Source organism: uncultured Campylobacter sp., from assembly GCF_937996225.1.
Classification (GTDB): Bacteria; Campylobacterota; Campylobacteria; order Campylobacterales; family Campylobacteraceae; genus Campylobacter_B.
Genome location: NZ_CALKTC010000020.1, coordinates 21,085 through 43,702, shown reverse-complemented (window position 1 = coordinate 43,702; position 22,618 = coordinate 21,085). Strand labels below are relative to the sequence as shown.

The following is a 22,618-nucleotide window of genomic DNA, read 5'->3' as shown; positions in this document are numbered from 1 at the left end:
GGGAAAGCCGATGATCAAATTAAAAGATAAACTCATTTATGAAACGCTAAAACTGGTCGAATCGCAAGGCGAAGATGGGCTTTTGTGTCGCAATAAGCAAAGCGATGCAGAGTTTATGAGGCCCGTGAACGAATTCGCAGCCGCAAGCGGACGCAACTACACCTCGATCAAATCGACTCTTGACATCATCTATAAAAACTGGGGCTATCTGCAGCGCGAAAGCATTAAGGATACGGGACTTGATGCGGGCAAGGCGTCGAAGATTTTCATCTACCGCCTATGCGAGTCAGGGCGAAGCTTTATCGAAAAATACGAAAAGGCGCTCGTCCAAAACGCCGACAAATAGCCCAAAATTAAAAATTTTAAGCGCCGATTAGATAGAATTCTTTAATTTCACGTGGAGCGACAGAATTTCATTTTTATGCGACTAGCCTTAAAAAAGGAGATGAAAATGCTGGATTTTATAGTAAAAATGTTCGCATGGAAAGCCGAGTGGGAGGTAAAAAAGGAATATGACAAAGAATTTGGCGATCTATCCTCCATACGCTCAATCTTGCGCTTTATAATACTTCTTATCATACTTAGTATTTTGATTAAATTTCAATTAAGCGTATGAAAGATACATTTTTAGATATTGCGCTCGTTTTATTTGGCATCGTCATGCTTGTCGCGATACGACAAAAATCTTTATTAAAATTTACAATCTTCGTCGTGATTTTAGCGCTCGCCAGACAGTTAATCATCAGGCTTTATGCCTAGTTTCGACGAAACCGACGCGGATGGAATTTAAAATTTAAACGGCAAAATGACGGCGCGGCGAAATTCGGCTGGTGCAAATTTTAAATTTCGCCGTAACCACACTATGCTTTTATCGTCGTTAGTAAATTCTACCGTGCTTCAAGAATTGCCGCATCTACAAATCCAGCCTTATCGTCAATGATAGATTTTACCCGCAGCGAGGATTTGCGCTTGATGCCGCGCTTTCTGCTATTAGTGGCGGAATTTCGCTCGTGCAAATGTGACGGAATTTCACTTGTGCGAACACGGCGGATTTTTTGCGGTGGCAGCAAAAATTATAAACCGAATGAGCGGGCTAGAGCGTAAATTTATAATACTAAATTCCGCAAAAGCCTAAATTAGCGCAATGCAAGTGCAGAATTCAATCAAAAAATTTCAAACTTAGTAGCAAAATTCCGCACGCCTAAATCTTAAAATTTTATTTCATAAAATTCCGAAATTTAGGAATTAAATTTTGCAGTGAAGCGACAAATTTTACCTCAAAATTAAAATTCTCACACAAACCATGCCCTGTAAATTTTAAAATTTCATCATCATAAAATTTTAAAATTCCAATGTCGTATTGCAAATCTATTATTTTATAAAACGGAGTGAAAAGCGAAATTTTGTATAAATTACACTCGAAAATTTGACGAATTCTCGCGCAAACCGGCTCGAAATTTCGCCCTGCCTACTCCACGTATCCAATAAATTCGCCATCGAATGTATGCCTAACGTCGCCGCGAAAGTAAATTTTGCCTCCATCCCCTAAGCGCAAATTTAGCATTTCGCCGCTTGCAGGTATCACGCGGATATCGGGAGCTAGCCCCATATTTTCAACGCCTGCGATGAAGCATGCTGCCATCCCCGTACCGCATGCGAGAGTTTCTGCCTCTACGCCACGCTCAAAGGTGCGCACCTTTAAAATTTTGCTTGCGAGGCGACTTTGAACTAACGCATAATTAACGTTAGCGTTATACTTCTCGCGCAGATCGCGGGCCAATGCGGCATCGAACTCATTTAAATCGCTAACAAAAGTTACTAAGTGCGGCACTCCTGTGTTATAAAAATACCACGTTAGCCCTGCCTCCTCAAAGCTTTCACCCAGGCGCTTAGGACGAGTTAACATTACCTCGACATTAGCTACTAACGCGTGAGCGTTAGGGCGAAGATTGAAAATCTCGCCAAAGCTTACATTGCGTAGCTCGCCGCGCATGTTCTCGCTCAAATTTCCGCCGAAAATACCGAAAATTTCGCCACTAATTACACCTGCGCCGCTTAGGAATTTCATACTCTGCGCGGCCAAAAAATTTTCATACGCATACATGCATACCGCTCGCGAGCCGTTGCCGCACATATCGGCGCTACTGCCGTCGCTATTATAAAATTCCCACTCAAAGTTTATCCCCTCGATACCGTTAAATTTCGGTAGTACGACGATGAGCCCGTCAGCGCCTACTCCATCGCGCCTATCACATAGCTCACGCGCTAACTTGGATCTATCCGCCTTAACTGAATCCGTAAATATTACGAAATCATTTCCGCTCGCATTATATTTTGAAATTTTCATCATTTACCTCGCAAATTTTTAAAATTACTAACGCTCACTAACGCTTTATTAAAATTTTACTTCTATCTAAATTTAAGCGCATCGCTTATTTTAGACCCTTTTGAGACATATTTTACTAACTCGCCTCCATTAGTTAGCTGGTTTATCGTAAGCCTTTCACGCTTGATGTTAGAGCCTACCTCATAGCCTTTAAATGCTCGCAAGCATCAAATCTTCCGAGCTTACAAGCCTTTTCATAAAGCTCGCGCGCTCTCTTTTTATCTTTCGCTACGCCCCAGCCCTTTTCGTATTGATACGCTAAATTTGAGCAGGCTAGCGGCTCGTCGCTTTTTTCGCACGCTTCGCTAAAATACTTCGCAGCAAGCGCGTGATCCTTTTGCCCGCCGTCGCCCTTAAAATACGTAACGCCCAAATTTACGCACGAATCCGCGTGTCCTTGCTCGCAAGCCCTCGTAAAAAATATCCTAGCCCTGTCCGCATCTTTTTTCACGCCGTCGCCGAGAACATAGCTAAGCCCTAAGTTATGGCACGCCTCTACCTGCCCCATCTTGCAAGCATTGATCAAAAGCTCGATCGCCTTTTTCACGTCGGGATAGACGCCGAGCCCCTTTTTATAGTTGTACGCGAGGCTCGCACACCCCTCGCTGCTGTTTTTCTTGCAGGCGTCGCTAAAAAGCTCATTCGCCCTCTTGCGATCCTGCGCCACCCCCTGCCCGTCGTTGTAGAGCAGCCCCAAATAGACGCAGCCCTTCTGCTCGCCGAGCTTGCACGCCCTGTCGTAATAGCGCGCGGCCTGCCTGAAGCTTCTATTTGAGTCGTATGCATAGCCCAAATTTGCGCAATCCAGCGCGTTTTCCTCGCCGCCGGCGTCGCAGTTGCGCTGCAGCTCATTTATCACGCGGCTTAGTTTTTTACAATCCATATCGCTCCCAGCGGCGCAGCCCTTCCTTAGATCGTCGATCTCCGCCGCAACGCCCGTCGCAAACAGCGCGGAGAGCAAAACCGCTCGCGCCGTAAATTTCAACCGTTCTTTAAGCGGCGTACTTTTAAAATTTTGAAATTTAGCGCCGCTTTGGGCAAAGCTACCGATTCTCATTGCTTTATCCTTTATTTTTAGTCTCATCTTAATTCGCAAGAAATTTTACGCAACCGCGCAAAGGGCTAAATTTTATCTTTTAGCTCTTTTAAAAATCTCTCCACCGCGGCCTTAAGCGCGGCAAGATCGCCGCTATTATCTATCACAAAATCCGCCATGGCACGCTTTTGCTCGATATCTATTTGCAGCTCCACGCGGTGCTTTGCAGCGGCATGATCGAGCCCGTTTCGCTTCATCACGCGCGAAATCAGCGTATCTTTTGGCGCATAAACGACTGCCACTTTGTCGAAAAACTCATATCTCTTGCCCTCGAAAAACAGCGGAATATCGACGAAATAAAGCCTTCCTTTCGCTTCCAAATCCCGCGCCTGCGATAAAATTTCAGCCGTTATCTTCGGATGCAGCAGCGCTTCTAGCTTTGCAAGCTCAGCAGGATTTTTAAACACCAGCTCGCCTAGTTTTTTGCGGTCTACCGAGGCGTAGGGGGCGGACGAAATTTCCTCATCACCGCTAGCGTTAAATTCCGCCTGCGGGTTCAAATTTGCAGCCTGTACAACGTATTGCGCGCCGAAAATTTCTGCCACCTGCGCGGCGCAGCGATCCAAAGCATCATGCGAAATCTTATCGGCGTCGATGATCTCAAATCCGCGATCACGAAGCAGCTCGCAAACCGCGCTCTTGCCGCTGCCGATGCTACCCGTGATGACGATGGCGTGTTTAAATTTCAAGGTGGGCCTTTATAGCGTTTTTATTCGATTTTAGCTAAAATCTGCGAAATTATACCATCTTGGAGGATAAAATTTGATAAGCTACAAAGACGCGGGCGTCGATATAGACGCGGGAAATGACTTCGTAAACGCGATAAAACCATTCGTCAAAGCTACGCAAACTCCGCATGTTTTGGGAGGTATCGGCTCGTTTAGCGGCGCGGTGAGACTGCCCGCAGGTTACAAAAAGCCCGCGATCCTGGGCGCCACCGACGGCGTGGGCACAAAGCTGCGACTCGCGATCGATGCGCGCAAATTTGACGGCGTAGGTCAAGACCTCGTCGCGATGTGCGTAAACGACCTCATCTGCAACTTTGCCGAGCCGCTATTTTTCCTCGACTACTACGCGACGGCAAAGCTTGAAATCGCAGATGCCAAAGAGGTCGTAAAAAGCATCGCTGAGGGCTGCAAACTCGCCCGCTGCGCGCTGATCGGCGGCGAGACGGCGGAGATGCCCTCGATGTATGAAAAGGGCGACTTCGACCTCGCCGGCTTTGCCGTGGGTATCGCCGAAGAGGACGAGATCGACCGCAGCAAATTTGTGCGTGAGGGCGACGTGCTCATCGCTCTTCCTAGCAGCGGCTTGCATTCAAACGGCTTCTCGCTCGCGCGAAAAGTAGTCGCCGAGCTGGGACTAAAATTTGACGACAAAGTGGACGGTCGCGCGCTCATCGACGTGCTTTTGGAGCCGACCAGGATTTACGTCAGCGACTTTTTAAATTTAAAAAACAAGATCCACGCACTAGCGCACATCACGGGCGGCGGTATCGTGGAAAATCTGCCGCGCGTATTTCCACAGGGACTAGGCGCAAAGATCGAACACGCCACGATCCGCACGCCTGAAATCTTTAAAATCATCGCGCAAAAGGTAGAGCCTGCCGAGATGATGAGGACGTTTAATATGGGCGTTGGCATGATCGTCGTAGCTCCGAAAGAAAACGCGGACTTCGTGCTAGCAAATACCGACGGCTACGTTATCGGCGAGGTCGTAAAAGGCGCGGGCGCACAGCTCGTGTAAATTTTAAGCGGTAAAATTTGCCGCTTTTTGCCAAAGCAGAATTTATGTTTAGACTAAATTTTAAAGCGGGTATTGCGACAGCTTCCAAAAACAGCGCCGATAATTATTATATGATAGGCCTAGCGGACGACAAGTACGACTATAAGAACTCTGCTTTTCCAAAGACCGATCAAGCTCGGGCGGTACGAGGACGCAGACGCACCGCATAACGGCTTATGCGCCAAGTGCAGGCGATGTATGCTATAACGGCTGTAAGGCTGTGAAAATCACTAGCGAGCTTATCGTTTTTGAGATCCAAGACAGCGTCATAGCCGTGGATATCTGTGGAGTCAAAATTCCCAAGCGTTTCATTCAGTATTGTAAAGAAATTTTCGGCGATCTGCTTAGCATCGAGGGATAAATTTAAATGCGCCTAACGGCACGCAAAAGCAAATTTTGCAATCACAAATATAAAGTCGAGATTAAAATTTAACGAGCGAATTTTAGATAGCGCAGGATAAGAGCGTTTAAGCAAAGCCATTAAACGCGACAAAACTTCGCGCCGGAGTAAAATTTATTGTGAAATTTGCGCATCAAATTCGACGGAAGTATTATGTGGCAAAGTTTACCCTGACAAACATAGCTAAATTTCACGCTCGATCCGCAACCGTCTGCGCTTTAAATTTAGACGCGCCGCTTGTCGTCTCTATCCTCTCACAGCAAGCCTCGCGGACTTAAGAGATGCAAATGATCATCTAGCTATCCGCGCAGCCGATTATTTTTTAGGAAGGATATCGCTAGCGCGCCCATACTGCCGCCTGCCTTTTCAGGAAAGGGCGATCGCTCGCCCCTTCGGTTTAAATTTTATCTATGCGCTCGCGCCTTATTTTGCAAAAGCTAAAATTTTAGCGATATTTTCGCGGCTGTAGAGCTCCGCCATATTCCACGCTTTAGCGTTTGTCGCGGCTACGTCTATGACCTCGTCCAGCACCTTGCCTTCGATGCCGAGCTGCGCGAGGCTAGTAGGCGTGCCGATCTTATCAAACCACGCTTTAAGTGCTGCGATACCTTCATCTGCACTTTTAAGGCCGAAAATTTCACGAGCGAAACGCTCAAACGTGCTTAATTTCCTATCCTTATACCACCTCATCCACGCAGGCATTACCACGCTAAGACCGGCTCCGTGCGCGCAGTCCACGACCGCACTCATCGCGTGCTCGATCATATGATTCGGATAGCCGAAGCCGCCCACGCCCACGTAGGTTAGTCCGTTTAGCGCCATCGTCGCGGCCCACGCAAACTCGGCGCGCGCGTCGTAATCGCTTGGATCTGCAAGCAGAGCTTCAGTCGTGCGGATGACGGTTTTGATGTTAGCTTCGATATAGGCTCGCACGATCTCCGGATGGACGCTAGCGGTAAAATACCCCTCGATGCTGTGTGCGATGATGTCGCTCGCGCTATATACGAGATACTCGCGGCTGACGGTTGCTTGCAGCTGCGGGTTTATGACCGAGACCTTCGGGTATAGACACGGTGCGCTGATCGCGTATTTTTGTTTGGTCTGCTCCTTGGTCACCACGCCGCCGCAGTTCATCTCCGAGCCCGTCGCGGCAAGGGTGATGATGTCAAAAATTTTAAGCGCGGCGCTCGGACTTTTACCGGTGAAAAAATCCCACACGTCGCCTTCATAGCAGGCGCCTGCGGCTACGGCTTTTGCGGAGTCCAGCACGCTTCCACCGCCCACAGCAAGCACGCTATCTGCGCCAAATTCTTTGGCGAGCTCGATCGCTTCGTTTACCTTGCTTAGTACGGGATTTGATTTTATGCCGCCAAGCTGCGCAAATTCTATACCGCTTGCCTTTAAGCTGCTCTCCACCACGTCCATCAGACCGCTCTTTCGCACGCGCTCGCTGCCGTATAGTACGAGAGCTTTTTTCGCACCGGATTCCTTCATATACTGCCCGATATGCTTTTCTTTATCCTTGCCGAATTCTATCCTCACGGGGTTGCAAAAACTAAAATTTGTCATCTTCTCTCCTTTAAATAAAGTTGGCTAAATTATAGCCTTTTTTAAAATTTTGCAGTAGCACGATAGTCCAAATTTCTTGCCTAATCGTGCAAATGTAAGTGTAATCTGCATAAATTTAAAGGAGCGAGCATGAACGAAGTAGATAAAATTTTAAAAGACGCTGCAAAGATCGCGGACGAGCTATATCCCACCTACGGACACGTTCAGACGCCTATAGAGGCTCTTAGCTTTTACCGTCAAAAAAGCCCAGACTTCATCGCGACGATCTATGAGCCCAGCGCGTGCTTGTGTCTGCGCGGCGGCAAAATGGTGGAATTTAACGGCAAACAGCATCACTACGATACGCAAAAATTCCTGCAATACTACGCCAAGCCCGCTTGATTTTCAAAAGCGCATTAGGTTGTAGGAAACTAGATATATCTTACAAAACGGCGGCACGAAAGCGTCGCAGGCGGCTTTTGACGTCGGATACGAAAGCTCGTCATAGTTCAGCAGGGAGTACGCGAGGATGTTTGGCATGCCACCTAAAGCTCACGCGCAAACATTTCGCGACTAAGAACGAGCAAAAATTTAAAGTGATCGGCTTGGGTAAGCTTTGTAAAATTTCAAAATTTCATTGCGCAATGCAAGCCGAAATAACTGCACAATAAACCAGCATCCGCAACCGACATAAACCGATCGCAAGGTGTTGCTTGCTATCAACGAGGCGGCGTCCGCTACCGAAACGAGGACTCAGTAGGGGAAAACGCGGTGCAAGAATACAGCCTAAACATAAGAAGATAGACATAATGCAAGAGACCGCTCCGCCGCAAGAAAAATGGATGCGCCCCAGCGATGATTGCCCCCCACTCGCTTGCCGCTGCGCTAAAAGTCATTGTTCATCTTCTTGCTAATTTTATAATTTCAATCGCGTGGCGTTTTATCACGCGACTCGCACAAGCAAAATCAGGCTAATCGAAATGCTTTAGATAAATTTAAATCAAGCTGAAATAGAAAAAATTTTCTTAAAAATAGCTATTTTAGTATCATGAAATTTCATAAAAATTTATTTATACTGATAAAAACATAATTTTTAATATACGTCTAATAAGCAAAATAGTAATATTTTTACGATATTAAATTTCAGTAAGAAAGGAGAAAATATGGAATTTTTAATGGTTCTGATGTTTTTCGTCGCGGGCCTTTTGTTGTGGTTTAGACCTGAGAAAAAGCGCGCGGTTATGGGCTTTGGTATTGCGGGTATCGCAATACTCGTCATCATGATGGCATGGGTGAATAAATTTGCCGTCGTGCCTATGGGGAATTTTTAGGAGCGAGCAATGAAAAGTTTGCAAGATAAAATGTCTCAAAGCCTCATTCGCGGCGCCGAGATTTCTGCGGGCTGGGACGAAGATGAAAAGCGGTTTTTTAATCTTTTCGCCCTTGCTGCCCTCGCCCTCATCGCCCTGCCCGTAGGTATCGCGTGTTTGGTTTTGGGCTTTGGCATGGGCGATAGCCCCTGCATCATGTGCTGGCACGAGAGATTTTGCATGGTAGCGATCTCGTTTATGGCGCTAGTTATCGTTAGATACGGCTTTAAGGTCAAATACCTCGCTGCAATCCTCTTTTTAGCGTGCCTCGGGCTATACGACGGCTTTTTACACTACAGCCTTGACGGCACCGGCGGCGGCTACCTCGACATCAAGCAGGGCTTCGGGCTTGAAATTTTAGGCGCACATACGCAGTTTTGGGTCGTAGTGGTGCATTTTTGCGTCATTATATTTTTGGGCGTGATTTTGCTGCTAAGCAAAAACGTAGGTAAAATAATGCAAAAAAGCGAAGAGGGCGCATACGGCGCGGTTCTGCCGAGCTTCGCGCTAGGTAAGATAGCCGTGGCAGCCTTTGCGATCATCATGGCTTTTAACTGCGTCCAGGCTTTCATCACCGCAGGCCCGCCGCCCTATCTAGCCTCCGCGACGCCTTCGCGCATGAGCATCGATCCGTCAAAGTGGTTTTGGGAGCTTGATCACTGGGAAGAGACCGAAATTGATTTTCGCGAAAGCTGGAATCCAAAACTACCGAATTTACCGAAGTGAGGCTGAAGATGAAAAGATTTCTAAATTTAACCCTATTGTGCGCCACACTGGCGTTTGGCGGCGAGTTTAATCTAAATCCTGCGGGCGGCGCAGTGACAAATTTAACGCCGTTACGCAAAAGCGGCGAGATAACGCCAAATTTAAACAACAATAATCCAGTCACGGGGCTTGACTACGACGCGGCAAGCGGAAGCTTCTTGCTCGGTACGCTAAAATTCGAGCTCTACGAAATGGACGGCGAGCTAAAAACCGTAAAAAGCTATCTACGAAGCACGCCCGATTGGATAATGCAGATGGAAGAGACCGTCGCGGCGAGCTTTTTTAAAGGCTCGGTAGGGCTCATGAGCTATAATAAAACCTATGAGTTTTTCAAGCCCGCACCGAATCAAAGCAAAGAGGAAGCAAACAAGGCGTGGCGCTATCTGCACGACGGATACGAAAATTTCACGCTCGATTTCAAGGACCGCTACTCCACTGTGCGCGCCAAACAGCAGTTCATACTTTCGTGGGATCACTCGGATTTCTACGGCGAGTTTTTCGTCGCCAGCGTGCCCGACGACATCAAAGCGAGCTGGAGCATAGCGAGCTTTAGCGATGCCGATAATCTACTATCGAGCGAGTTCGTGCCGAGCTTCGATGAGGCTCTCGGCGTAAAAGACGGCAGGGATATAAACGACTACTACGTCACGGGTATGGATGCGAACGGCGAGTTTGTTTATCTGCTCTCGAAGCAATACTCAAGCATCCTAAAGCTCGATCCGCGCAGCAGAAAGATCGTGGAGGTTTATAGCTTTGAAGGTACGAGCGATGCCCATGCGCTCGCTATCAAAGAGGGTAAATTCTACGTCGCGTCCAGAGAAAACGGAACGAATAAAATTTTCGTTTTTGAGAGGTGAAATTTAAGCCGTCTTTGGCGGCTTAAATTTAATTGATTTAAACGCAAATTCCACATCTAAAATTATAAAATTTTGATTAAACATTGACTTCTAAAAAAATACATTAGTGCCGCTAAACTCCAGCGTCATTATATAGCGGATTATAAGCGTTGTGAAATTTTAAAGCTGCGAACGCCCAATATCGGCACGGCGATGCCCTCTTCTGTGACCGCGTCCCCGTGCTCGGTCTGCGTAAAATAAGCAAGAACGTCCCCGTTTGCAAGCCCGTGCTCATCCAGATAGCGCGCTAGCAGCGCGAGGACCCTTTATCACGAAGCCGCCCAGCTCGGAGAAAATTTGCCTCTTCATTCGCACCTTTCTTTGATCGCCGTGCGCGTCGTGCGCAGAAATTTTACCGCTCATTTGCCCTCTTATATTTGTTTTCGCAGCGCCGATGAAATTTTATCACAGTGCCCGCGGCAGGCTAAATTTTATCTTGCGATCGCGCCGCAGATGAAATTTAAACTCCCATTTTGCGCTCAAATTTACAGCCCGCGGCTTTTCCAGCCGCCACTCATGCCTTGGCGCTTATCTACGAGCCAGCGTCCGTCTTTGCGCACGAGCAGGAAGCGGCGCGCAAAGCCGTGTTCGTCCTTGGCGTAGATGTAAATTTTATTTTTGCTCTCGCATTCGGCGTCCGTTAGCTCGTACCCGCCGTAGGTGCCGCCCTCCATCATCGAAAATGAGATGCCCTCGGGGCGGAAGCCGCTGCGCCTAACGGGCGTGCAGTAGCGCGCAAAGAGCTCGTCGCATCTGCGCTGCACCTCGCCGTCGTCCGCGTCATCGATTCGCGAAGCGGCAAATTTCTCCCACTCGCTCATCGCCGTGAAAAATTCTAAAAGTGCACTCTGCGCCGCCGCAGCGTCCTGCGGATCAAGCTTCTTTTTGCTCTTTGCGGCGTCTCTTTGCGCCTGCTCAAACTCCGCAATCTGCTCCTTGCTAAAGCGCCCGCCGTCTAGATAAAACTGGATTTTCGTATCCGCCGCGGCTAGCAGCCCCGCAAAGCTCACGCATGAATTGACTAGGCGCAGCGATTTTAGCTTTGGGATTTGCACGATCGCTTTTAGCCCCTCATCCGTGATGCTGACGTTCTCGATGCCGATGTGTTCGAGCTTGACGTGTGCTGCAAAGTATCTAAACCCCTCGCCGCTTATCTTATCGCTATCTTGCAAAAACAGATACGCAAGCTTCGGCAGCGCGGCTAGATGCTGTAGCGCCGCGTCCGTAATCGATGTGGCTATAAAGCCCATATTTACGAGGCTTTTTACCTCGCAGATGCGGCGCACCATCTCATCGGTAAGTGCCACATTTTCGTAGTGATGGCCTTTGCAGTAGCGCTCGCTAACCGCGTCCAAAGCCTCCTGCATCGTGATCTGCCTCATCATCTATCCTTTAAATTTGATTTTAAAATTTTAGTGAAATTTTACGATTTGCGCAAGGCGCTGAAATTTACGCGCGGATTTGCACGCGCAACAAAATTAAATTTTGCGATAATAGCGCGGTTGAAATATACTTTCGTCGTTGAAATTCGGCACAGAATTTCGGCAACACTTTTTAAATTTTGCTCGCCGCGCAAAGCGGGCGAGCGGCGCCTTCACGATTAAATTTTACGCGTCATTTTTCTCGGCTGCGCTTTTCTTCGATGCCGCTTTTTCCTTGCCTGCGCGCTAGCTCGTCAAGCAGGGCGTCCGGATGGATATTGTGCGCTGCAAGTGCGAGCAGAAGGTGAAATAAAAGATCCGCTCCCTCGTAAACCACGTCGTATCGCGGCTCGCCCGCTCTGTGTTCGCCGAAGCTTTCGCGCGCTACGTCTGCGTAAAGCTTGCTACGCGAGAGATCCTTGCACGCCAGCGCGAACTCGCACGCTTCTTCGGCGATCTTTTTGAGATAGGCGTTTTCGCCCTTCGCGTAGAGCGAGGCGACGTAGGATAGCGCGGGCTCGCCGTTTAGCTTGCGATCCAAGCAAACATGATAAATTTCGTCTAAAATTCCGTACGGGCTTTTTTCCGTAGAGTTTTCGAGCGTAGAATTTTGCGAGACGGCGTCTAAATTTTGAGTACTGCGCTCTGCGGAGGAATTCGTCGCGATGAAATTTGCTGCCGTAAAATTTTGTGTCGCAGAGCTTTGCCGATTGCAAGAGGCAGTGGAATTTTGAGGCATAAAATTTTGCGAGCCGTCACGGGCAATAGAATTTTGGGGCGCGTAATCCGCCGAGCCGTCGCAGGAAGCGGAATTCTGCTCTGTGCGAGAATTCGCGGAATTTTTCTGCACGAGAGAGGTTGCAGAGCCGTGCTCTGCAAAATTTATCGCGCCGCAAGCGATCAAGCTCCCCACATTTTCGCCGCATTTTTGCAGCGAAATCTCTTTGAAAAAACAGCTTCGCGCGCCCGTGTGGCAGGCGGATCCGCCGCATTGCTCTACCTTAAGTAGCAATGTGTCGTTGTCGCAGTCTAAAAACGCCTCTCGCACGAGCTGAACGTGACCGCTGCTCTCGCCCTTTTTCCAGATGCGCCCCTTGCTGCGCGAGAAGTAGTGCGCGTAGCCGGTGTTCAGCGTCAGGCTTAACGCCTCTTCGTTCATATACGCGAGCATCAAAACCGCGCCGTCACTTGTATCTTGCACGATCGCGGGGAGTAGTCCGCCCAGTTTTTGCCAATCTACCTTCATCTTTGATCCTTAGTTTGCAAAGTCGCGCACGCTTTAAATTTAGCCGCCGTACGCGGAATTTGAGTTATTGAAATTTACGAAGCGGCGCGCCTAGCTAGTAAATTTAAAGAGTAAACCTGGCGGCTAAATTTTAAGCGACCGCTAGGCTTAGGCTGCGACGAGCGCGAGTTCTGCTCGTCACGAGCTTTCACTCGCCGCTAAGCTTAACTCACAAAATCGCGAGTTAAGCTTATGCGCCCAAAGCAACTTGCTATCAAATTTATCTCGCGAAGTCGGGGCGCATAGCCGCCTGAAATTTTAATTTTCCCGCTCGATGGCGCTTTGCTTCGCCTTATCTTTCGTATCGACCCAGATATTAGGCACCGCGCCGCCCGGCGTTAGGAAAATTTTTGCGTCGCTGTTTTCGCGCAACGCCTCATTAAATTTAGCCTGCGTCTCGATCTGCTTGAGGCTTAAAAGATTTGCATCCAAGCTCTTTGCGACCTCTTTGTTGGCGTAGGCTTGCGCGTCAGCCTCGATCTTAGCGGCATCGGCGCGGCCTTGAGCCTCGATTTTGACGGCGTCTGCGTTACCTTTGGCAAGAGCAGCCTTTTTAAGCGCCTCTTGATTTGCGCGCTCGACCTCGTATTTGGTGCGCTCAGCCTCTTGCTTGGCGATCTGTACGCTCTCGATCTGCTCCTTTACTTTCGCCGGCAGGATGATCTCGCGAAGCTGCACGGCTAGCAGATCTACGGGTGAATTCGGCAGTGCTTCGATATTTTTGCGGATGCCGTCGTCGATCGCTCTAGCGATCTCGTCGCGTTTGGTAGGTAGCTCCTCGGCGGCATAGTTGCCGATGACGCTACGCACGACGTCCTTTACGCGCGGATCGATGATCTTATCCTCCCACAAAAAGCCCCACTCGGCGATCGTGTTGGGCGCCGTGGCTTCATTGAGCCTGTATTGCACGGTGATGTCGATGCTGACGGGCAAATTTCGCGAGTCTAGCACCGAAAGCGAGTTTTTACTAATGATACCGCCTGCGGTGCCGCTTTTAGTAGCGATACCCGCGCTCATATCTTCGCTGCTAGTGTAGTTGATGATACGCGTACGAGTATCTACGACGAATACGTCCTGTATGAACGGCACGAAAAAGTGAAGTCCCGCGCCAAGAGGCGTCGGATCGTATTTGCCTAAATTTGACTTGATCCCCACCTCGCCGGATTGGATCGTGACGAAGGGTTTTGAGATCACGAGCAGCGCTATTATCGCGATTATCGCGTAAATCACGCCGCTAAACTTGCCCATCCCCCCGAAATTAGGAATTTTAAAATTTAAATTCCCGCCTTTTTTGTCGCTGTTTTTCTTATTAAAATAATCATTCAAATCCGCCGGCATGTGTGTCCTTATTTAACGTATGTGAGCCAGTGCTCAAATTTAGGGTCTTTGCCCGTGACTACCGCGAAATACGCCTTTTGCAAGCGGCTCGTGATCTCTCCCATCTCGCCCTTGCCGATGATCCTGCCGTCGATATTGCTAATCGGCGTGACCTCCGCGGCGGTGCCGGTAAAAAACGCCTCGTCCGCGGCATAGAGCTGATCGCGAGCGATGCGCTCTCTGCGGACTTCGTAGCCTAGACTGCGCGCGATTTCGATGACCGAGTTTTGAGTGATACTCTCTAGGCTGGTGTCGTTCGGCGGAGTGATGATGACGCCCTCTTTTACGATGAATAAGCACTCGCCCGGCCCCTCTGCGACGAAGCCTTGCGGATCGAGCAGTATCGCCTCATCGTATCCCGCATCGACCGCCTCAAAATTTGCCATCTGCGAGTTAAAATAATTCGCACTCGCCTTGGCTTTTGCCATCATCGAAAATTGCGCCGGCTTCATCCACGATGAAATTTTAGCTTTGATCCCTTTGCGTAGCGCCTCTTCGCCCATATACGCGCCCCATTGCCATGCTGCGACGATGACGTTTACCGGGCAGTTCGTAGATGAAACACCCATCGAGCCGTAGCCGAAGTATGCTAGCGGGCGGATATAGACGGTCTGATCGAAGCGGTTTTTCGCGACGACGTCGATCTGAGCCTTACGGAGCTGCTCGAAGCTAAACGGAAGCTTGATTAGGCAGAGTTTTGCCGAAATTTCAAGCCTGCGAGTGTGCTCATCCAAGCGAAAAATCGCGTAGCCTTTATCGGTTTTATAAGCGCGTACGCCCTCAAATACGGCGTTTCCGTAGTGCAAAGAGTGCGTCAAAACGTGAGTAGTGGCCTCCGCCCATGGGATTAGCTTGCCGTCTTTCCAGATGAGCTCGGCCTCTTGAATTTGTGCCATTTCTTGATCCTTTGATGAAATTTAATCCGTAATTTTAGCTAAAAGAATATTAATTTCTAAGAAATTCTACCTGCGGGGATTTGGTACGATAGGCGAAATTCCGTCCGCAAAATTTAAGGCGATTTGTTCCGCTAAATTTTGCTTTTTAAAGTTTAGCGGCGTAGAGCAAAAAGCTGCGAATTTTATATTTTATGTGGATAAAATTTCGCCGCAGAATTTCAGGCTTTTTGATCCAAGCTCGCCTTTTAAAATTCTACGAAAGAAAGTCCGATGCCGATCTTATTGACGCTGCGTTTGTAGTCCGCGAGGCTCTCGCCGTAGCCGTTGAAGTAACGCAGATAGCCGTAAAATCCGCTGTTAAAGATCGGGAAGCTGTAGTTTAACTCGATCGCGCCGCGGTTACTGCCGTCAAAATGCAGGTTATTTCGCCACAGAGCGCTAAGTCGCTGCTTTCCGAAGGTGTATGACGCGCGCAGATCGCCGTAACCCAGATAATCCGCGATGTCCTCGTTCGTGCGGTCCAGCCAAAACGCATACCACGCTCTGGGGGTGATCGAAAACCCGTCCGCGCTCCAGGTGCTTTGCGCGTAGAGTCTATTCCACGAGCGCGATTCCTCGCCGCCCTTGCCGTTTGATTCGTGCATGGCGCCGATCTTTAGCTCGTCCGCAAACGGCACTGGCGCGCTAACGTAGAGCTCGGGGCGGTAGTTGCTTTCGCGAAAAGGCGCGCTATCCTGCGTGATCTGCCACCAGGAATTTTGCGCATAAGCAAATGAAATTTTCTCTCCAAGCCCCAGCGCGTCGTAGGTGATCGGGCGCTCGAAGCTAAACTCAAAATGCAACTCATCCGCCTTACGATCGGGCTTTTTACTAAAATCGTGGGTGAAAAGCATATAGATCGGCTCGTAGTATTTAAGCCCTAAAAATCCAAAATTTCGGCCATTTTGCTCACCTTGCGGCGCGGAATTTTGCGCTAGAAAATTCCGTTCGTCCTGCATCGCAGAACTCGATGTCGTGGAATTCTGAGATAGCGAGGCGGAATTAGATGATGCTAAATTTGACGCGGAGCCCGACGCAACCGAGCCTGCGTCTGCGAAATTTGATGCAGCGGAATTTAGCGCGCTGGATCTTGCCATGGCGGAATTTTGTGCTAAAGAATTTTGCGGCACCGTAGAGCTTAAAACGGCGGTATCATCGTGTGAAGCGCGGTTTTTTTCGGACGAGGTAGAATTTTCTGCGACTTTTCGGCGCGGTTTATCGCCTTTATCCGCTAGACTTGCCGCGGCGATCTTTTTGTAATAGATCATCGCGTTTTTGTAATCGCCCCTGGCCTCGTATTCGCCGGCCTTTGCGTATAGCTCGGATAGATCTTGCGCGGCTAGACTCATGGCGCAAAGCGCGAGCGCTAAAGCTTTAAATTTCATCTGCGCCCTTTAAATCGTTTTGATAATTTATATTTAAAAACTGCTCTTTGTTTTTGAAATTTAGCACTTTGGAATTTGCAGATCCGATGAGCGCGCCGATCTTATGCTCTCCTGCGCGGTAGAGCTCAAGCGCGCGCGGAGCGAGATCTACGTCAAAAAATCCGCACAGGCTGTGTCTGTGCAGGTCATCGCCCGCTACGCAAATTTGCCCCTCCTGCTCGCTAAGCGCGCGGATGGTGGAAATTTCGACGAATGGCATATCGGCGGGGATGATAAAAATACGCTCGCCGCTAAAGGACTTTAGCGCCGAATACAGCGCGCCCATCGGCGAAAATTCCTCAAATTCGTCGTAGATCATAGGAAGCGGAGGATTAAATTTAGAGCTTTTGGCGCAGGCGAAAACCCGCTCAAACTCGCGGCTTAAGCGCGAAAAAAGAAAGTGCGTCATGCTGGGATGCCCGCGAAATGGAAATAGCGTTTTGTCGCTGCCGAAACGCGAGCTTTTGCCGCCGCAGAGAATGACGCAGGTTTTCATCGAAATTTCACCGGCTTCCATCAATCTTTATCGCGGCGAAATTTTAAATTTGAAAGTAAAATTTGAAAAGAGCGCGGGCATATCAGTCTTTTTGCATATATTTGGCTTTGCCAAGGGCGTTGTTTGCGATGAACTGATAAAGGCTCGGCGCCTGAAGCTTGGCTAGCTCGGGGTATTTGGCTTTAAGCGTCTTCCAGATATCGTAGACGCGCATACCGCTTGCGTAAAGCTTCATAATCTCGCTAAAATGCGGATCATAAAGGCTCGGCTTTTTATACAGCGAGAGTTTGCGGTCGGTGTCAAGCACCGCGTTTGTCTCGATAAAAGCGGCAAGATCGCGCTCGCTTATTTTTGCAAAATCCTTTTCGTATTGAGATTTCATATACTTTAAAATTTCTTTATTGCTAACGCCTTGGAAGTGCATTTTCTTGATCTCAAATCGATACGCATATAAGAAATCCTCGCTTTTTTTGGCGGTTGCGCGAAGTCTTGTTTTTTCATCTTTGAATGTCACGGAGATAAAGTGCGTAAGCCCTGCGGCGGTGACGGCGCTTTTAAACGCTTCGTCCTCCTCGCCGATCTTTTTTAAGATCGCCTTGACGGTGTAGCCCTCGGTGATAAGGTTTGAAATTTTATCTTTATACGGTTTGTAGTCGAATCGCACGCGCCTAAAGCCCGTCTCGACGCTGATTTTTTTGTATATCCTCGCATGCTCTCTAGATGTAAAATACCTCGATTTCAGCCCTTTACGGAGTTGTTCGGCAACCGCGGTAAAATCGTCATAATCGGCGATAGACGCGATTAATTCCTTTTCGTTTACGACCCTGCCGTTAACGACCGCGATGGTAATGACCTTCATATTTTCTCCTTTGATTGGGCACAATTCTAACTTAAAACTATAAACTCAAATTTAATTATTTATTATCAAGGATTGCGGAGGATTTGTGTTTGCGAGATAGAATTTTACGCGCTAAGATTTAGTATTTTGATTGATTTTTATATCTTTTTGTGCTTATTCTCACGCCGCTTTTTTATACTTTTTTGCATAAAGATGAAGCGAGCTTGCAAAGATAAATTTTACCCGCAAACTCTAGCTAAATTGCCCGCACAAATTAGCTTTTTTTAAACGAAAAAAGCTTTTTGATCTTTGTAAGTCCTAATTTCATACCACTATATTTCATCATCTTAGCCATATTTACCCACATTTCACGCTCGTAGCATGGATGCGGGCAGTGGTGACAGCGTGGCTTTTCGGTATGCGGGCAGGCGCGCAGGCGCGCGTAGGCGTAACGTAGCATCCGTTCGCAGTCCGCGCACAGATGAAAGTGGGTCTGCACAAGCCCCTTATCGTCTTTGTAGTCATGAAGCACGGCGCCATCTTTTTTAGGCGTATCCGCATGCTTGCCATCGCAGTAAATTTGGATAAATTTCGTCACCGTATTTACTTCGTAAATAAATTTTTCGCTAGTCATATTTGATCCTTTGGGCGGATTTTATCTAAAAGAGACAAAAATACTCTTGAGCGCGCTCAAGCTAAAATTTATAGAATTTTAAATTCCGCGGAATTTCGCTTTATCTCTCGACCTTGTTGCTTAATAGAGTCGCAATGAAGCGTGTTTTGTCGTTTGAAGCAAGCGCGATTTGCAAGCTCATCGTAAGCGGCACAGCCAAAAATAGCCCGCCGATACCAAGCACAAAGCCCCACAACAGTAGCCCTGCAAGCACGCTGATCGTTGAAAGCCCGAGCCCTTGCCCTAAAAATCGCGGCTCGATGATATTTCCGATCGCTACGTTTACGACCAAATAAATTGCGATAGTCCAGATGCTAGAGCTTATATCCATCGTAGCTAGCGTCACGAAAAGCGTCGGAAAGACCGCTACGATCGAGCCAATGGTGGGGATGAAATTTAGCACGAAAGCTAAAATCCCCCACAGCGCGGCATATGGAACACCAAGAGCCCACAGCCCAAGTCCGATGAGCGCACCGGTGCAAGCTGAAGCGATAGTTTTAATTAGCAGATATTTTTTGAGGCTGGAGGCAAATTTCTTCACAAAAGTATGCGTAGCACGGCTACTTTGCGAAAAATAGCGGATTTTTTCGTCGATCACGGAGCTTTCAAAGACCATAAATGAAACCATTATAAAAATGAAAAATCCCGTCGAAACTATCGAGCCTGTCTTACGCAGTAATGCCGATAGCTGCGCGGCGGCTTCGCTTGGATCGATGCCTAGGCTTGCGGCGTTAAGTTCTATGCCGAATCGAGAGAGCTTCGCACTCACGCCTCCTAGCACCTCTTCAAATTTTGCTTGCAGCTCGGGCAGGCGCGCTGAAAATTCCTTGATCGCATCGAAGATGACTGCACCAAAAAACACTATAATCGCCACGAAAGCGAAAGTGATGATCAGGAAGCTAAAAACGCGCCCGACGCGGATCTTTTGGACATAAAGCACCAGCGGTGAGACGAGCACCGTAATGAAAATAGCTAGCAAAAATGGCACGACGATAGCCTGCGCGGCTTTAAGACCAGCCAGGATGATTACGACGCAAGCAACCGACATCAAGGACATTTGAAGCTTCAAGTATTCTCCTAAATTTGACATTTTCGCAGAGCTTTTACGCGAAATTTTGATGAAAGAATTTTAACTAAAATTCCATAAATTTTAAGACGGAATTTTAAAATTTCATCGCAAAATTCTAAGATACGCGCAAATTCTTAGCGTACGCGAGAAAAGTTAGAATTTTTTGCTAAAATTTTGCGAAATTTACATAAGCAGGATCAAAAATGAAACTTCCCAAACAGCTTTTAGACCGCTACGGCGCCGAGCGTCAAAGCGCGGGCGAGGCGCAGCGGACGGCGAATGAGATCGCCTTTGCGCCGGTGGTCTTTCAAGTCTCGCGGCTGATGAAAAAATTTGGAATTTTAAGCACGCTTAATGAGGCACGTGACGGGCTAAGCATAAGTGAGATCGCGCAGAAGATCTCGCTTAGCGAATACGCCGTAAAGCTGCTTTTGGAAAGCTCACTTAGCATCGGCACGGTGCTGCTGTGCGGCGAGAAATTTCGGCTTAGCAAGGCGGGATATTTTCTACTCACCGACGAGCTCGTCGGCGTGGATATGGACTTCATCCACGACGTCTGCTACGAGGGGCTCTTTAGGCTCGAAGAGACGCTAAAATCAGGCAAACCAGAGGGGCTAAAGGTTTTTGGACAGTGGGCTACGATTTATGAGGCGCTTTCGCATCTGCCGCCGCACGTGCGAAAGAGCTGGCTCGCGTTTGATCATTTTTATTCGGATTTGGCGTTTGAGCCCGCGCTAAAGATCATTTTCTCGCGCAAGACGGATAAAATTTTAGATGTCGGCGGCAACACGGGGCGCTTTGCTAAGCGGTGCGTAGGTTACGACGAAAATGTGCGCGTCACGATAATGGATCTTGCGGGGCAAATTTCGATGATGAAAGACGCCGTCGCAGGCGCGAAGGGTGCAGAGCGCATAGACGGGCTTGCGGCCGATCTGCTAGATCCCGCTACGCGCTTTCCGCGCGGCTTTGATGCGATCTGGCTCAGTCAGTTTTTGGACTGCTTTGCAGAGGAGCAGATCGTAAGCATCCTCTCGCGAGCGGCAGAGTCGATGAGCGAGCAGGCGCGGCTTTATATTTTGGAGCCGTTTTGGGACAGGCAGCGCTACGAAACTGCCGCGTATAGCATGACGCAGATCAGCGTATATTTCGCCGCCATGGCAAACGGCAATAGCAAAATTTATCACTCGGACGATATGGTTAAATTTACGCAGCGCGCCGGGCTTAAAATTTCGCAAATTCACGACGGGCTGGGCGTCGGGCACACGCTGCTGTGCTGCGAAAGGGCGCGCTGATGGACGCGCGAAGCTTAAGTGCGCGGCTAAATAAGCCGATTAAAATCTTACTTGTGTTATTTGGAATCGGAATTTTGGCAAATGTGGCGATGGAATTTTATACAGAGAAAAAACGCGGCGAGCTAGAGCGAAATTTCTGCGAAAGCAAACAGGTGCGAGATGCGCTAGCGCAGATAAACGAGGGCGCGCCGCGCAGGATCGACGATGCTACGATTTTAAAAGGCGCCGCGGTAGCTTCATATACGATTACGTGCTAAATAGCTCGTCAAATTTAGACCTCAGCGCGCTGGATGTGGGCGATGCGGAAATTTTAAAAGAGATGCTGTTTGCCAAGGCGAAGGTCAGCTTTTGCAGCACGGAATTTTCGCAGCGCCTGCGGGAGCTCGGCAAAACGATGGTGTTAAACTATGAAATAAGGGGCTTGCCGCCGATACAGCTAAAGCTTGATAAAAATAGCTGCGAACGATGAATTTTAAAACCCAAGCGAGGTATTTGATTAGTCGCGTTTTATGTGACAGTACATTGGCGGCTGGCACCCCTGTAAGCTCGCAAGCAAGCTCATGCTTTACGCAAAATTTATGCGAGCAGATCGCGGATAAAATTTAGCAAGATTTCATCGCAGCAGGTGCAGCATCGCAATAAATCCTAAAATTTTGACCCAAAATCTATGATGCTGTTTCAAATAAAATTCCGTAACTTATAGAATTTCGCGCGAAAGCCTTACGCGGTGTTTGCGCTGCTACATAGATATAATTCCGCATGAAATAGTCAAATTTTAATGAAAAACGCCACTGGCAGAACCTGACGCATTAGATCGCGGCTTAAAAAGGACTCGGCGCGTTTTAGCGCTTTGTGGCGACGAAATACACTCTGATCTGCGTCATACTATACGCAGTGGCGCTGTAAAAGCTAAGCAGAAATTTTAGCATGTTGCTTTTGCACAGGCGAAATCAAAAGCGAAGCGGATAAATTTTAAACGGATGCTGCGCGGGCGAGCAGGCAAAGGCTCACGCCGCGCTAAATTTTAAATCTCGCGCAAGCGCTACTTGCAGTCGCTAGGCTTAAATTCTACCCTTATAAATTCTTCGCCACTTTTTATCTTATAGCTCCATATCGCGCTATTTATTAGCGGATGCATTACCTTCATCTGGTTGCAAAAAATTTGCTTATTTTGGCTATCTATGACATTTTGTATCACGGTTTTTTGATCATTTCCGACACTGTCAAATTTCATCCCCATGCCGTCATTTAGCTCGTAGTTGTAGATAAAGCTGCCATCTTTGCACTCAGCGCCCGTTAATGTGGTAATCTCGTCGACTCGCATCGGCGCACTCTTATTGATACCTTCCACAGCCGCTTTGAGTTGGACATTATCGCAGCTTGGTGCCGCAAAAAGCGCCGCGAAAGCAAACGGAAGCAATAAAAACTTTTTCATAATTCTCTCCTTAAAAAATTTAGTAATGATATAAAAATTAATATTAATCGGTGCTTTAAATTTAGGGCGAATTTTTTGGTGCCACGAGCATATAATTTGATCCAAGCGTAGCAGCGAACGCGAAAAG

General features: G+C 48.2%; 27 protein-coding genes and 1 pseudogene. 11 read left to right on the top strand and 17 right to left on the bottom strand.

Translation table 11 applies throughout. The annotated features are described in order from the left end of the window. Nucleotides 1–10 precede the first annotated feature (10 nt). A complete protein-coding gene (locus Q0174_RS02890) occupies nt 11–346 on the top strand; it encodes a hypothetical protein (protein ID WP_298041609.1) in 336 nt (111 codons plus the stop codon). A 1,122-nt stretch (nt 347–1,468) separates the two neighbouring features. On the opposite strand, the gene dapF is transcribed toward Q0174_RS02890, so the two are convergent. From dapF to coaE, 3 genes are all read right to left on the bottom strand, one after another. Then, complete coding sequence (gene dapF, locus Q0174_RS02885) at nt 1,469–2,347, bottom strand: diaminopimelate epimerase (protein WP_298041607.1); 879 nt, start codon at nt 2,345–2,347, stop codon at nt 1,469–1,471. Nucleotides 2,348–2,522: 175 nt separating this feature from the next. Next, nucleotides 2,523–3,443: a tetratricopeptide repeat protein gene (locus Q0174_RS02880; RefSeq protein ID WP_298041606.1), complete on the bottom strand. Its 921-nt coding sequence runs from the start codon at nt 3,441–3,443 to the stop codon at nt 2,523–2,525. 65 nt (nt 3,444–3,508) lie between these two features. After that, the gene (gene coaE / locus Q0174_RS02875) at nt 3,509–4,171 is read right to left on the bottom strand and encodes a dephospho-CoA kinase (RefSeq protein WP_298041605.1); all 663 of its coding nucleotides are present in this window, start codon (nt 4,169–4,171) and stop codon (nt 3,509–3,511) included. A 73-nt stretch (nt 4,172–4,244) separates the two neighbouring features. Here coaE and purM point away from each other — a divergent pair, with 73 nt between their 5' ends. The 3 genes from purM to Q0174_RS02860 are packed head-to-tail and all read left to right on the top strand — an operon-like array spanning nt 4,245 to nt 5,628. Beyond that, complete coding sequence (gene purM / locus Q0174_RS02870; RefSeq protein WP_298041604.1) at nt 4,245–5,228, top strand: phosphoribosylformylglycinamidine cyclo-ligase; 984 nt, start codon at nt 4,245–4,247, stop codon at nt 5,226–5,228. Nucleotides 5,229–5,272: 44 nt separating this feature from the next. Then, nucleotides 5,273–5,437: a hypothetical protein gene (locus Q0174_RS02865; protein ID WP_298041603.1), complete on the top strand. Its 165-nt coding sequence runs from the start codon at nt 5,273–5,275 to the stop codon at nt 5,435–5,437. Nucleotides 5,438–5,487: 50 nt separating this feature from the next. Next, nucleotides 5,488–5,628 carry a hypothetical protein gene (locus Q0174_RS02860; protein WP_298041601.1) on the top strand — a complete coding sequence of 47 codons (141 nt, stop codon included), beginning with the start codon at nt 5,488–5,490 and terminating at the stop codon, nt 5,626–5,628. Between the two features lie 462 nt (nt 5,629–6,090). Here the strand turns inward: Q0174_RS02860 and Q0174_RS02855 are convergent, their stop codons facing one another. Continuing rightward, the gene (locus Q0174_RS02855; protein ID WP_298041599.1) at nt 6,091–7,236 is read right to left on the bottom strand and encodes an iron-containing alcohol dehydrogenase; all 1,146 of its coding nucleotides are present in this window, start codon (nt 7,234–7,236) and stop codon (nt 6,091–6,093) included. 129 nt (nt 7,237–7,365) lie between these two features. Here Q0174_RS02855 and Q0174_RS02850 point away from each other — a divergent pair, with 129 nt between their 5' ends. Then, complete coding sequence (locus Q0174_RS02850; protein WP_298041597.1) at nt 7,366–7,617, top strand: AraC family transcriptional regulator N-terminal domain-containing protein; 252 nt, start codon at nt 7,366–7,368, stop codon at nt 7,615–7,617. Between the two features lie 3 nt (nt 7,618–7,620). Here the strand turns inward: Q0174_RS02850 and Q0174_RS02845 are convergent, their stop codons facing one another. Beyond that, nucleotides 7,621–7,755, bottom strand: coding sequence for a hypothetical protein (locus tag Q0174_RS02845; protein ID WP_298041595.1), 135 nt, complete (start codon nt 7,753–7,755; stop codon nt 7,621–7,623). Nucleotides 7,756–8,378: 623 nt separating this feature from the next. Between Q0174_RS02845 and Q0174_RS02840 the strand changes: the two genes are divergently transcribed. The 3 genes from Q0174_RS02840 to Q0174_RS02830 are packed head-to-tail and all read left to right on the top strand — an operon-like array spanning nt 8,379 to nt 10,207. After that, complete coding sequence (locus Q0174_RS02840; RefSeq protein ID WP_291938627.1) at nt 8,379–8,546, top strand: hypothetical protein; 168 nt, start codon at nt 8,379–8,381, stop codon at nt 8,544–8,546. 9 nt (nt 8,547–8,555) lie between these two features. Continuing rightward, nucleotides 8,556–9,311 carry a disulfide bond formation protein B gene (locus Q0174_RS02835; RefSeq protein WP_298041593.1) on the top strand — a complete coding sequence of 252 codons (756 nt, stop codon included), beginning with the start codon at nt 8,556–8,558 and terminating at the stop codon, nt 9,309–9,311. An 8-nt stretch (nt 9,312–9,319) separates the two neighbouring features. Further along, nucleotides 9,320–10,207 (top strand): hypothetical protein, encoded by an 888-nt coding sequence (locus Q0174_RS02830; protein WP_298041592.1) that lies wholly within the window; start codon nt 9,320–9,322, stop codon nt 10,205–10,207. 270 nt (nt 10,208–10,477) lie between these two features. On the opposite strand, the gene Q0174_RS02825 is transcribed toward Q0174_RS02830, so the two are convergent. From Q0174_RS02825 to Q0174_RS02775, 11 genes and pseudogenes are all read right to left on the bottom strand, one after another. Next, nucleotides 10,478–10,609: a hypothetical protein gene (locus Q0174_RS02825; protein WP_298041590.1), complete on the bottom strand. Its 132-nt coding sequence runs from the start codon at nt 10,607–10,609 to the stop codon at nt 10,478–10,480. Nucleotides 10,610–10,731: 122 nt separating this feature from the next. Beyond that, entirely contained in the window at nt 10,732–11,628 is an 897-nt protein-coding gene (locus Q0174_RS02820; protein ID WP_298041588.1) for an NTF2 fold immunity protein, read from the bottom strand. Nucleotides 11,629–11,860: 232 nt separating this feature from the next. After that, nucleotides 11,861–12,580 carry a phosphoribosyl-ATP diphosphatase gene (locus Q0174_RS02815; protein WP_366112480.1) on the bottom strand — a complete coding sequence of 240 codons (720 nt, stop codon included), beginning with the start codon at nt 12,578–12,580 and terminating at the stop codon, nt 11,861–11,863. An 18-nt stretch (nt 12,581–12,598) separates the two neighbouring features. Beyond that, nucleotides 12,599–12,913 (bottom strand): annotated as a pseudogene (gene hisI, locus Q0174_RS02810) (phosphoribosyl-AMP cyclohydrolase); the annotation flags it as partial. A gap of 297 nt (nt 12,914–13,210) precedes the next feature. Then, nucleotides 13,211–14,290, bottom strand: a complete 1,080-nt coding sequence (locus Q0174_RS02805) for an SPFH domain-containing protein (protein WP_298041585.1) — start codon at nt 14,288–14,290, stop codon at nt 13,211–13,213. An 8-nt stretch (nt 14,291–14,298) separates the two neighbouring features. After that, nucleotides 14,299–15,225, bottom strand: a complete 927-nt coding sequence (locus Q0174_RS02800) for a branched-chain amino acid transaminase (RefSeq protein WP_298041583.1) — start codon at nt 15,223–15,225, stop codon at nt 14,299–14,301. Nucleotides 15,226–15,470: 245 nt separating this feature from the next. Next, complete coding sequence (locus Q0174_RS02795; RefSeq protein ID WP_298041581.1) at nt 15,471–16,649, bottom strand: phospholipase A; 1,179 nt, start codon at nt 16,647–16,649, stop codon at nt 15,471–15,473. Continuing rightward, nucleotides 16,639–17,205, bottom strand: coding sequence for a molybdenum cofactor guanylyltransferase (locus Q0174_RS02790; protein WP_298041579.1), 567 nt, complete (start codon nt 17,203–17,205; stop codon nt 16,639–16,641). The genes Q0174_RS02795 and Q0174_RS02790 overlap by 11 nt, the downstream gene beginning before the upstream one ends. Nucleotides 17,206–17,266: 61 nt before the next feature. Continuing rightward, nucleotides 17,267–18,043 (bottom strand): hypothetical protein, encoded by a 777-nt coding sequence (locus Q0174_RS02785; protein WP_298041577.1) that lies wholly within the window; start codon nt 18,041–18,043, stop codon nt 17,267–17,269. Between the two features lie 253 nt (nt 18,044–18,296). Then, on the bottom strand, nt 18,297–18,656 hold the full coding sequence (locus Q0174_RS02780; protein ID WP_298041575.1) for a nitrous oxide-stimulated promoter family protein: 360 nt from the start codon (nt 18,654–18,656) through the stop codon (nt 18,297–18,299). A 100-nt stretch (nt 18,657–18,756) separates the two neighbouring features. After that, the gene (locus Q0174_RS02775) at nt 18,757–19,764 is read right to left on the bottom strand and encodes an AI-2E family transporter (RefSeq protein ID WP_297942846.1); all 1,008 of its coding nucleotides are present in this window, start codon (nt 19,762–19,764) and stop codon (nt 18,757–18,759) included. A gap of 203 nt (nt 19,765–19,967) precedes the next feature. Between Q0174_RS02775 and Q0174_RS02770 the strand changes: the two genes are divergently transcribed. From Q0174_RS02770 to Q0174_RS02760, 3 genes are read left to right on the top strand one after another with little or no spacing between them, the layout of a single operon-like run. Further along, nucleotides 19,968–21,056, top strand: coding sequence for a methyltransferase (locus Q0174_RS02770; RefSeq protein WP_298041573.1), 1,089 nt, complete (start codon nt 19,968–19,970; stop codon nt 21,054–21,056). Continuing rightward, nucleotides 21,056–21,313 (top strand): hypothetical protein, encoded by a 258-nt coding sequence (locus Q0174_RS02765; RefSeq protein WP_298041571.1) that lies wholly within the window; start codon nt 21,056–21,058, stop codon nt 21,311–21,313. The genes Q0174_RS02770 and Q0174_RS02765 overlap by 1 nt, the downstream gene beginning before the upstream one ends. Beyond that, nucleotides 21,307–21,525 (top strand): hypothetical protein, encoded by a 219-nt coding sequence (locus tag Q0174_RS02760; RefSeq protein WP_298041569.1) that lies wholly within the window; start codon nt 21,307–21,309, stop codon nt 21,523–21,525. Before Q0174_RS02765 ends, Q0174_RS02760 begins: the two co-directional genes overlap by 7 nt. 573 nt (nt 21,526–22,098) lie before the next feature. On the opposite strand, the gene Q0174_RS02755 is transcribed toward Q0174_RS02760, so the two are convergent. Beyond that, a complete protein-coding gene (locus tag Q0174_RS02755) occupies nt 22,099–22,491 on the bottom strand; it encodes a hypothetical protein (protein ID WP_295150746.1) in 393 nt (130 codons plus the stop codon). Nucleotides 22,492–22,618 lie beyond the last annotated feature (127 nt).

Bases quoted from the DNA above. Each gene is read 5' to 3' on its own strand.
- Q0174_RS02890 (WP_298041609.1), top strand. From the start codon at position 11: ATGATCAAATTAAAAGATAAACTCATTTATGAAACGCTAAAACTGGTC.
- dapF (WP_298041607.1), bottom strand. From the start codon at position 2,347: ATGAAAATTTCAAAATATAATGCGAGCGGAAATGATTTCGTAATATTT.
- Q0174_RS02880 (WP_298041606.1), bottom strand. From the start codon at position 3,443: ATGAGAATCGGTAGCTTTGCCCAAAGCGGCGCTAAATTTCAAAATTTT.
- Q0174_RS02865 (WP_298041603.1), top strand. From the start codon at position 5,273: ATGTTTAGACTAAATTTTAAAGCGGGTATTGCGACAGCTTCCAAAAAC.
- Q0174_RS02855 (WP_298041599.1), bottom strand. From the start codon at position 7,236: ATGACAAATTTTAGTTTTTGCAACCCCGTGAGGATAGAATTCGGCAAG.
- Q0174_RS02850 (WP_298041597.1), top strand. From the start codon at position 7,366: ATGAACGAAGTAGATAAAATTTTAAAAGACGCTGCAAAGATCGCGGAC.
- Q0174_RS02845 (WP_298041595.1), bottom strand. From the start codon at position 7,755: ATGCCAAACATCCTCGCGTACTCCCTGCTGAACTATGACGAGCTTTCG.
- Q0174_RS02840 (WP_291938627.1), top strand. From the start codon at position 8,379: ATGGAATTTTTAATGGTTCTGATGTTTTTCGTCGCGGGCCTTTTGTTG.
- Q0174_RS02835 (WP_298041593.1), top strand. From the start codon at position 8,556: ATGAAAAGTTTGCAAGATAAAATGTCTCAAAGCCTCATTCGCGGCGCC.
- Q0174_RS02830 (WP_298041592.1), top strand. From the start codon at position 9,320: ATGAAAAGATTTCTAAATTTAACCCTATTGTGCGCCACACTGGCGTTT.
- Q0174_RS02825 (WP_298041590.1), bottom strand. From the start codon at position 10,609: ATGAGCGGTAAAATTTCTGCGCACGACGCGCACGGCGATCAAAGAAAG.
- Q0174_RS02820 (WP_298041588.1), bottom strand. From the start codon at position 11,628: ATGAGGCAGATCACGATGCAGGAGGCTTTGGACGCGGTTAGCGAGCGC.
- Q0174_RS02805 (WP_298041585.1), bottom strand. From the start codon at position 14,290: ATGCCGGCGGATTTGAATGATTATTTTAATAAGAAAAACAGCGACAAA.
- Q0174_RS02800 (WP_298041583.1), bottom strand. From the start codon at position 15,225: ATGGCACAAATTCAAGAGGCCGAGCTCATCTGGAAAGACGGCAAGCTA.
- Q0174_RS02795 (WP_298041581.1), bottom strand. From the start codon at position 16,649: ATGAAATTTAAAGCTTTAGCGCTCGCGCTTTGCGCCATGAGTCTAGCC.
- Q0174_RS02790 (WP_298041579.1), bottom strand. From the start codon at position 17,205: ATGGAAGCCGGTGAAATTTCGATGAAAACCTGCGTCATTCTCTGCGGC.
- Q0174_RS02785 (WP_298041577.1), bottom strand. From the start codon at position 18,043: ATGAAGGTCATTACCATCGCGGTCGTTAACGGCAGGGTCGTAAACGAA.
- Q0174_RS02780 (WP_298041575.1), bottom strand. From the start codon at position 18,656: ATGACTAGCGAAAAATTTATTTACGAAGTAAATACGGTGACGAAATTT.
- Q0174_RS02770 (WP_298041573.1), top strand. From the start codon at position 19,968: ATGAAACTTCCCAAACAGCTTTTAGACCGCTACGGCGCCGAGCGTCAA.
- Q0174_RS02765 (WP_298041571.1), top strand. From the start codon at position 21,056: ATGGACGCGCGAAGCTTAAGTGCGCGGCTAAATAAGCCGATTAAAATC.
- Q0174_RS02755 (WP_295150746.1), bottom strand. From the start codon at position 22,491: ATGAAAAAGTTTTTATTGCTTCCGTTTGCTTTCGCGGCGCTTTTTGCG.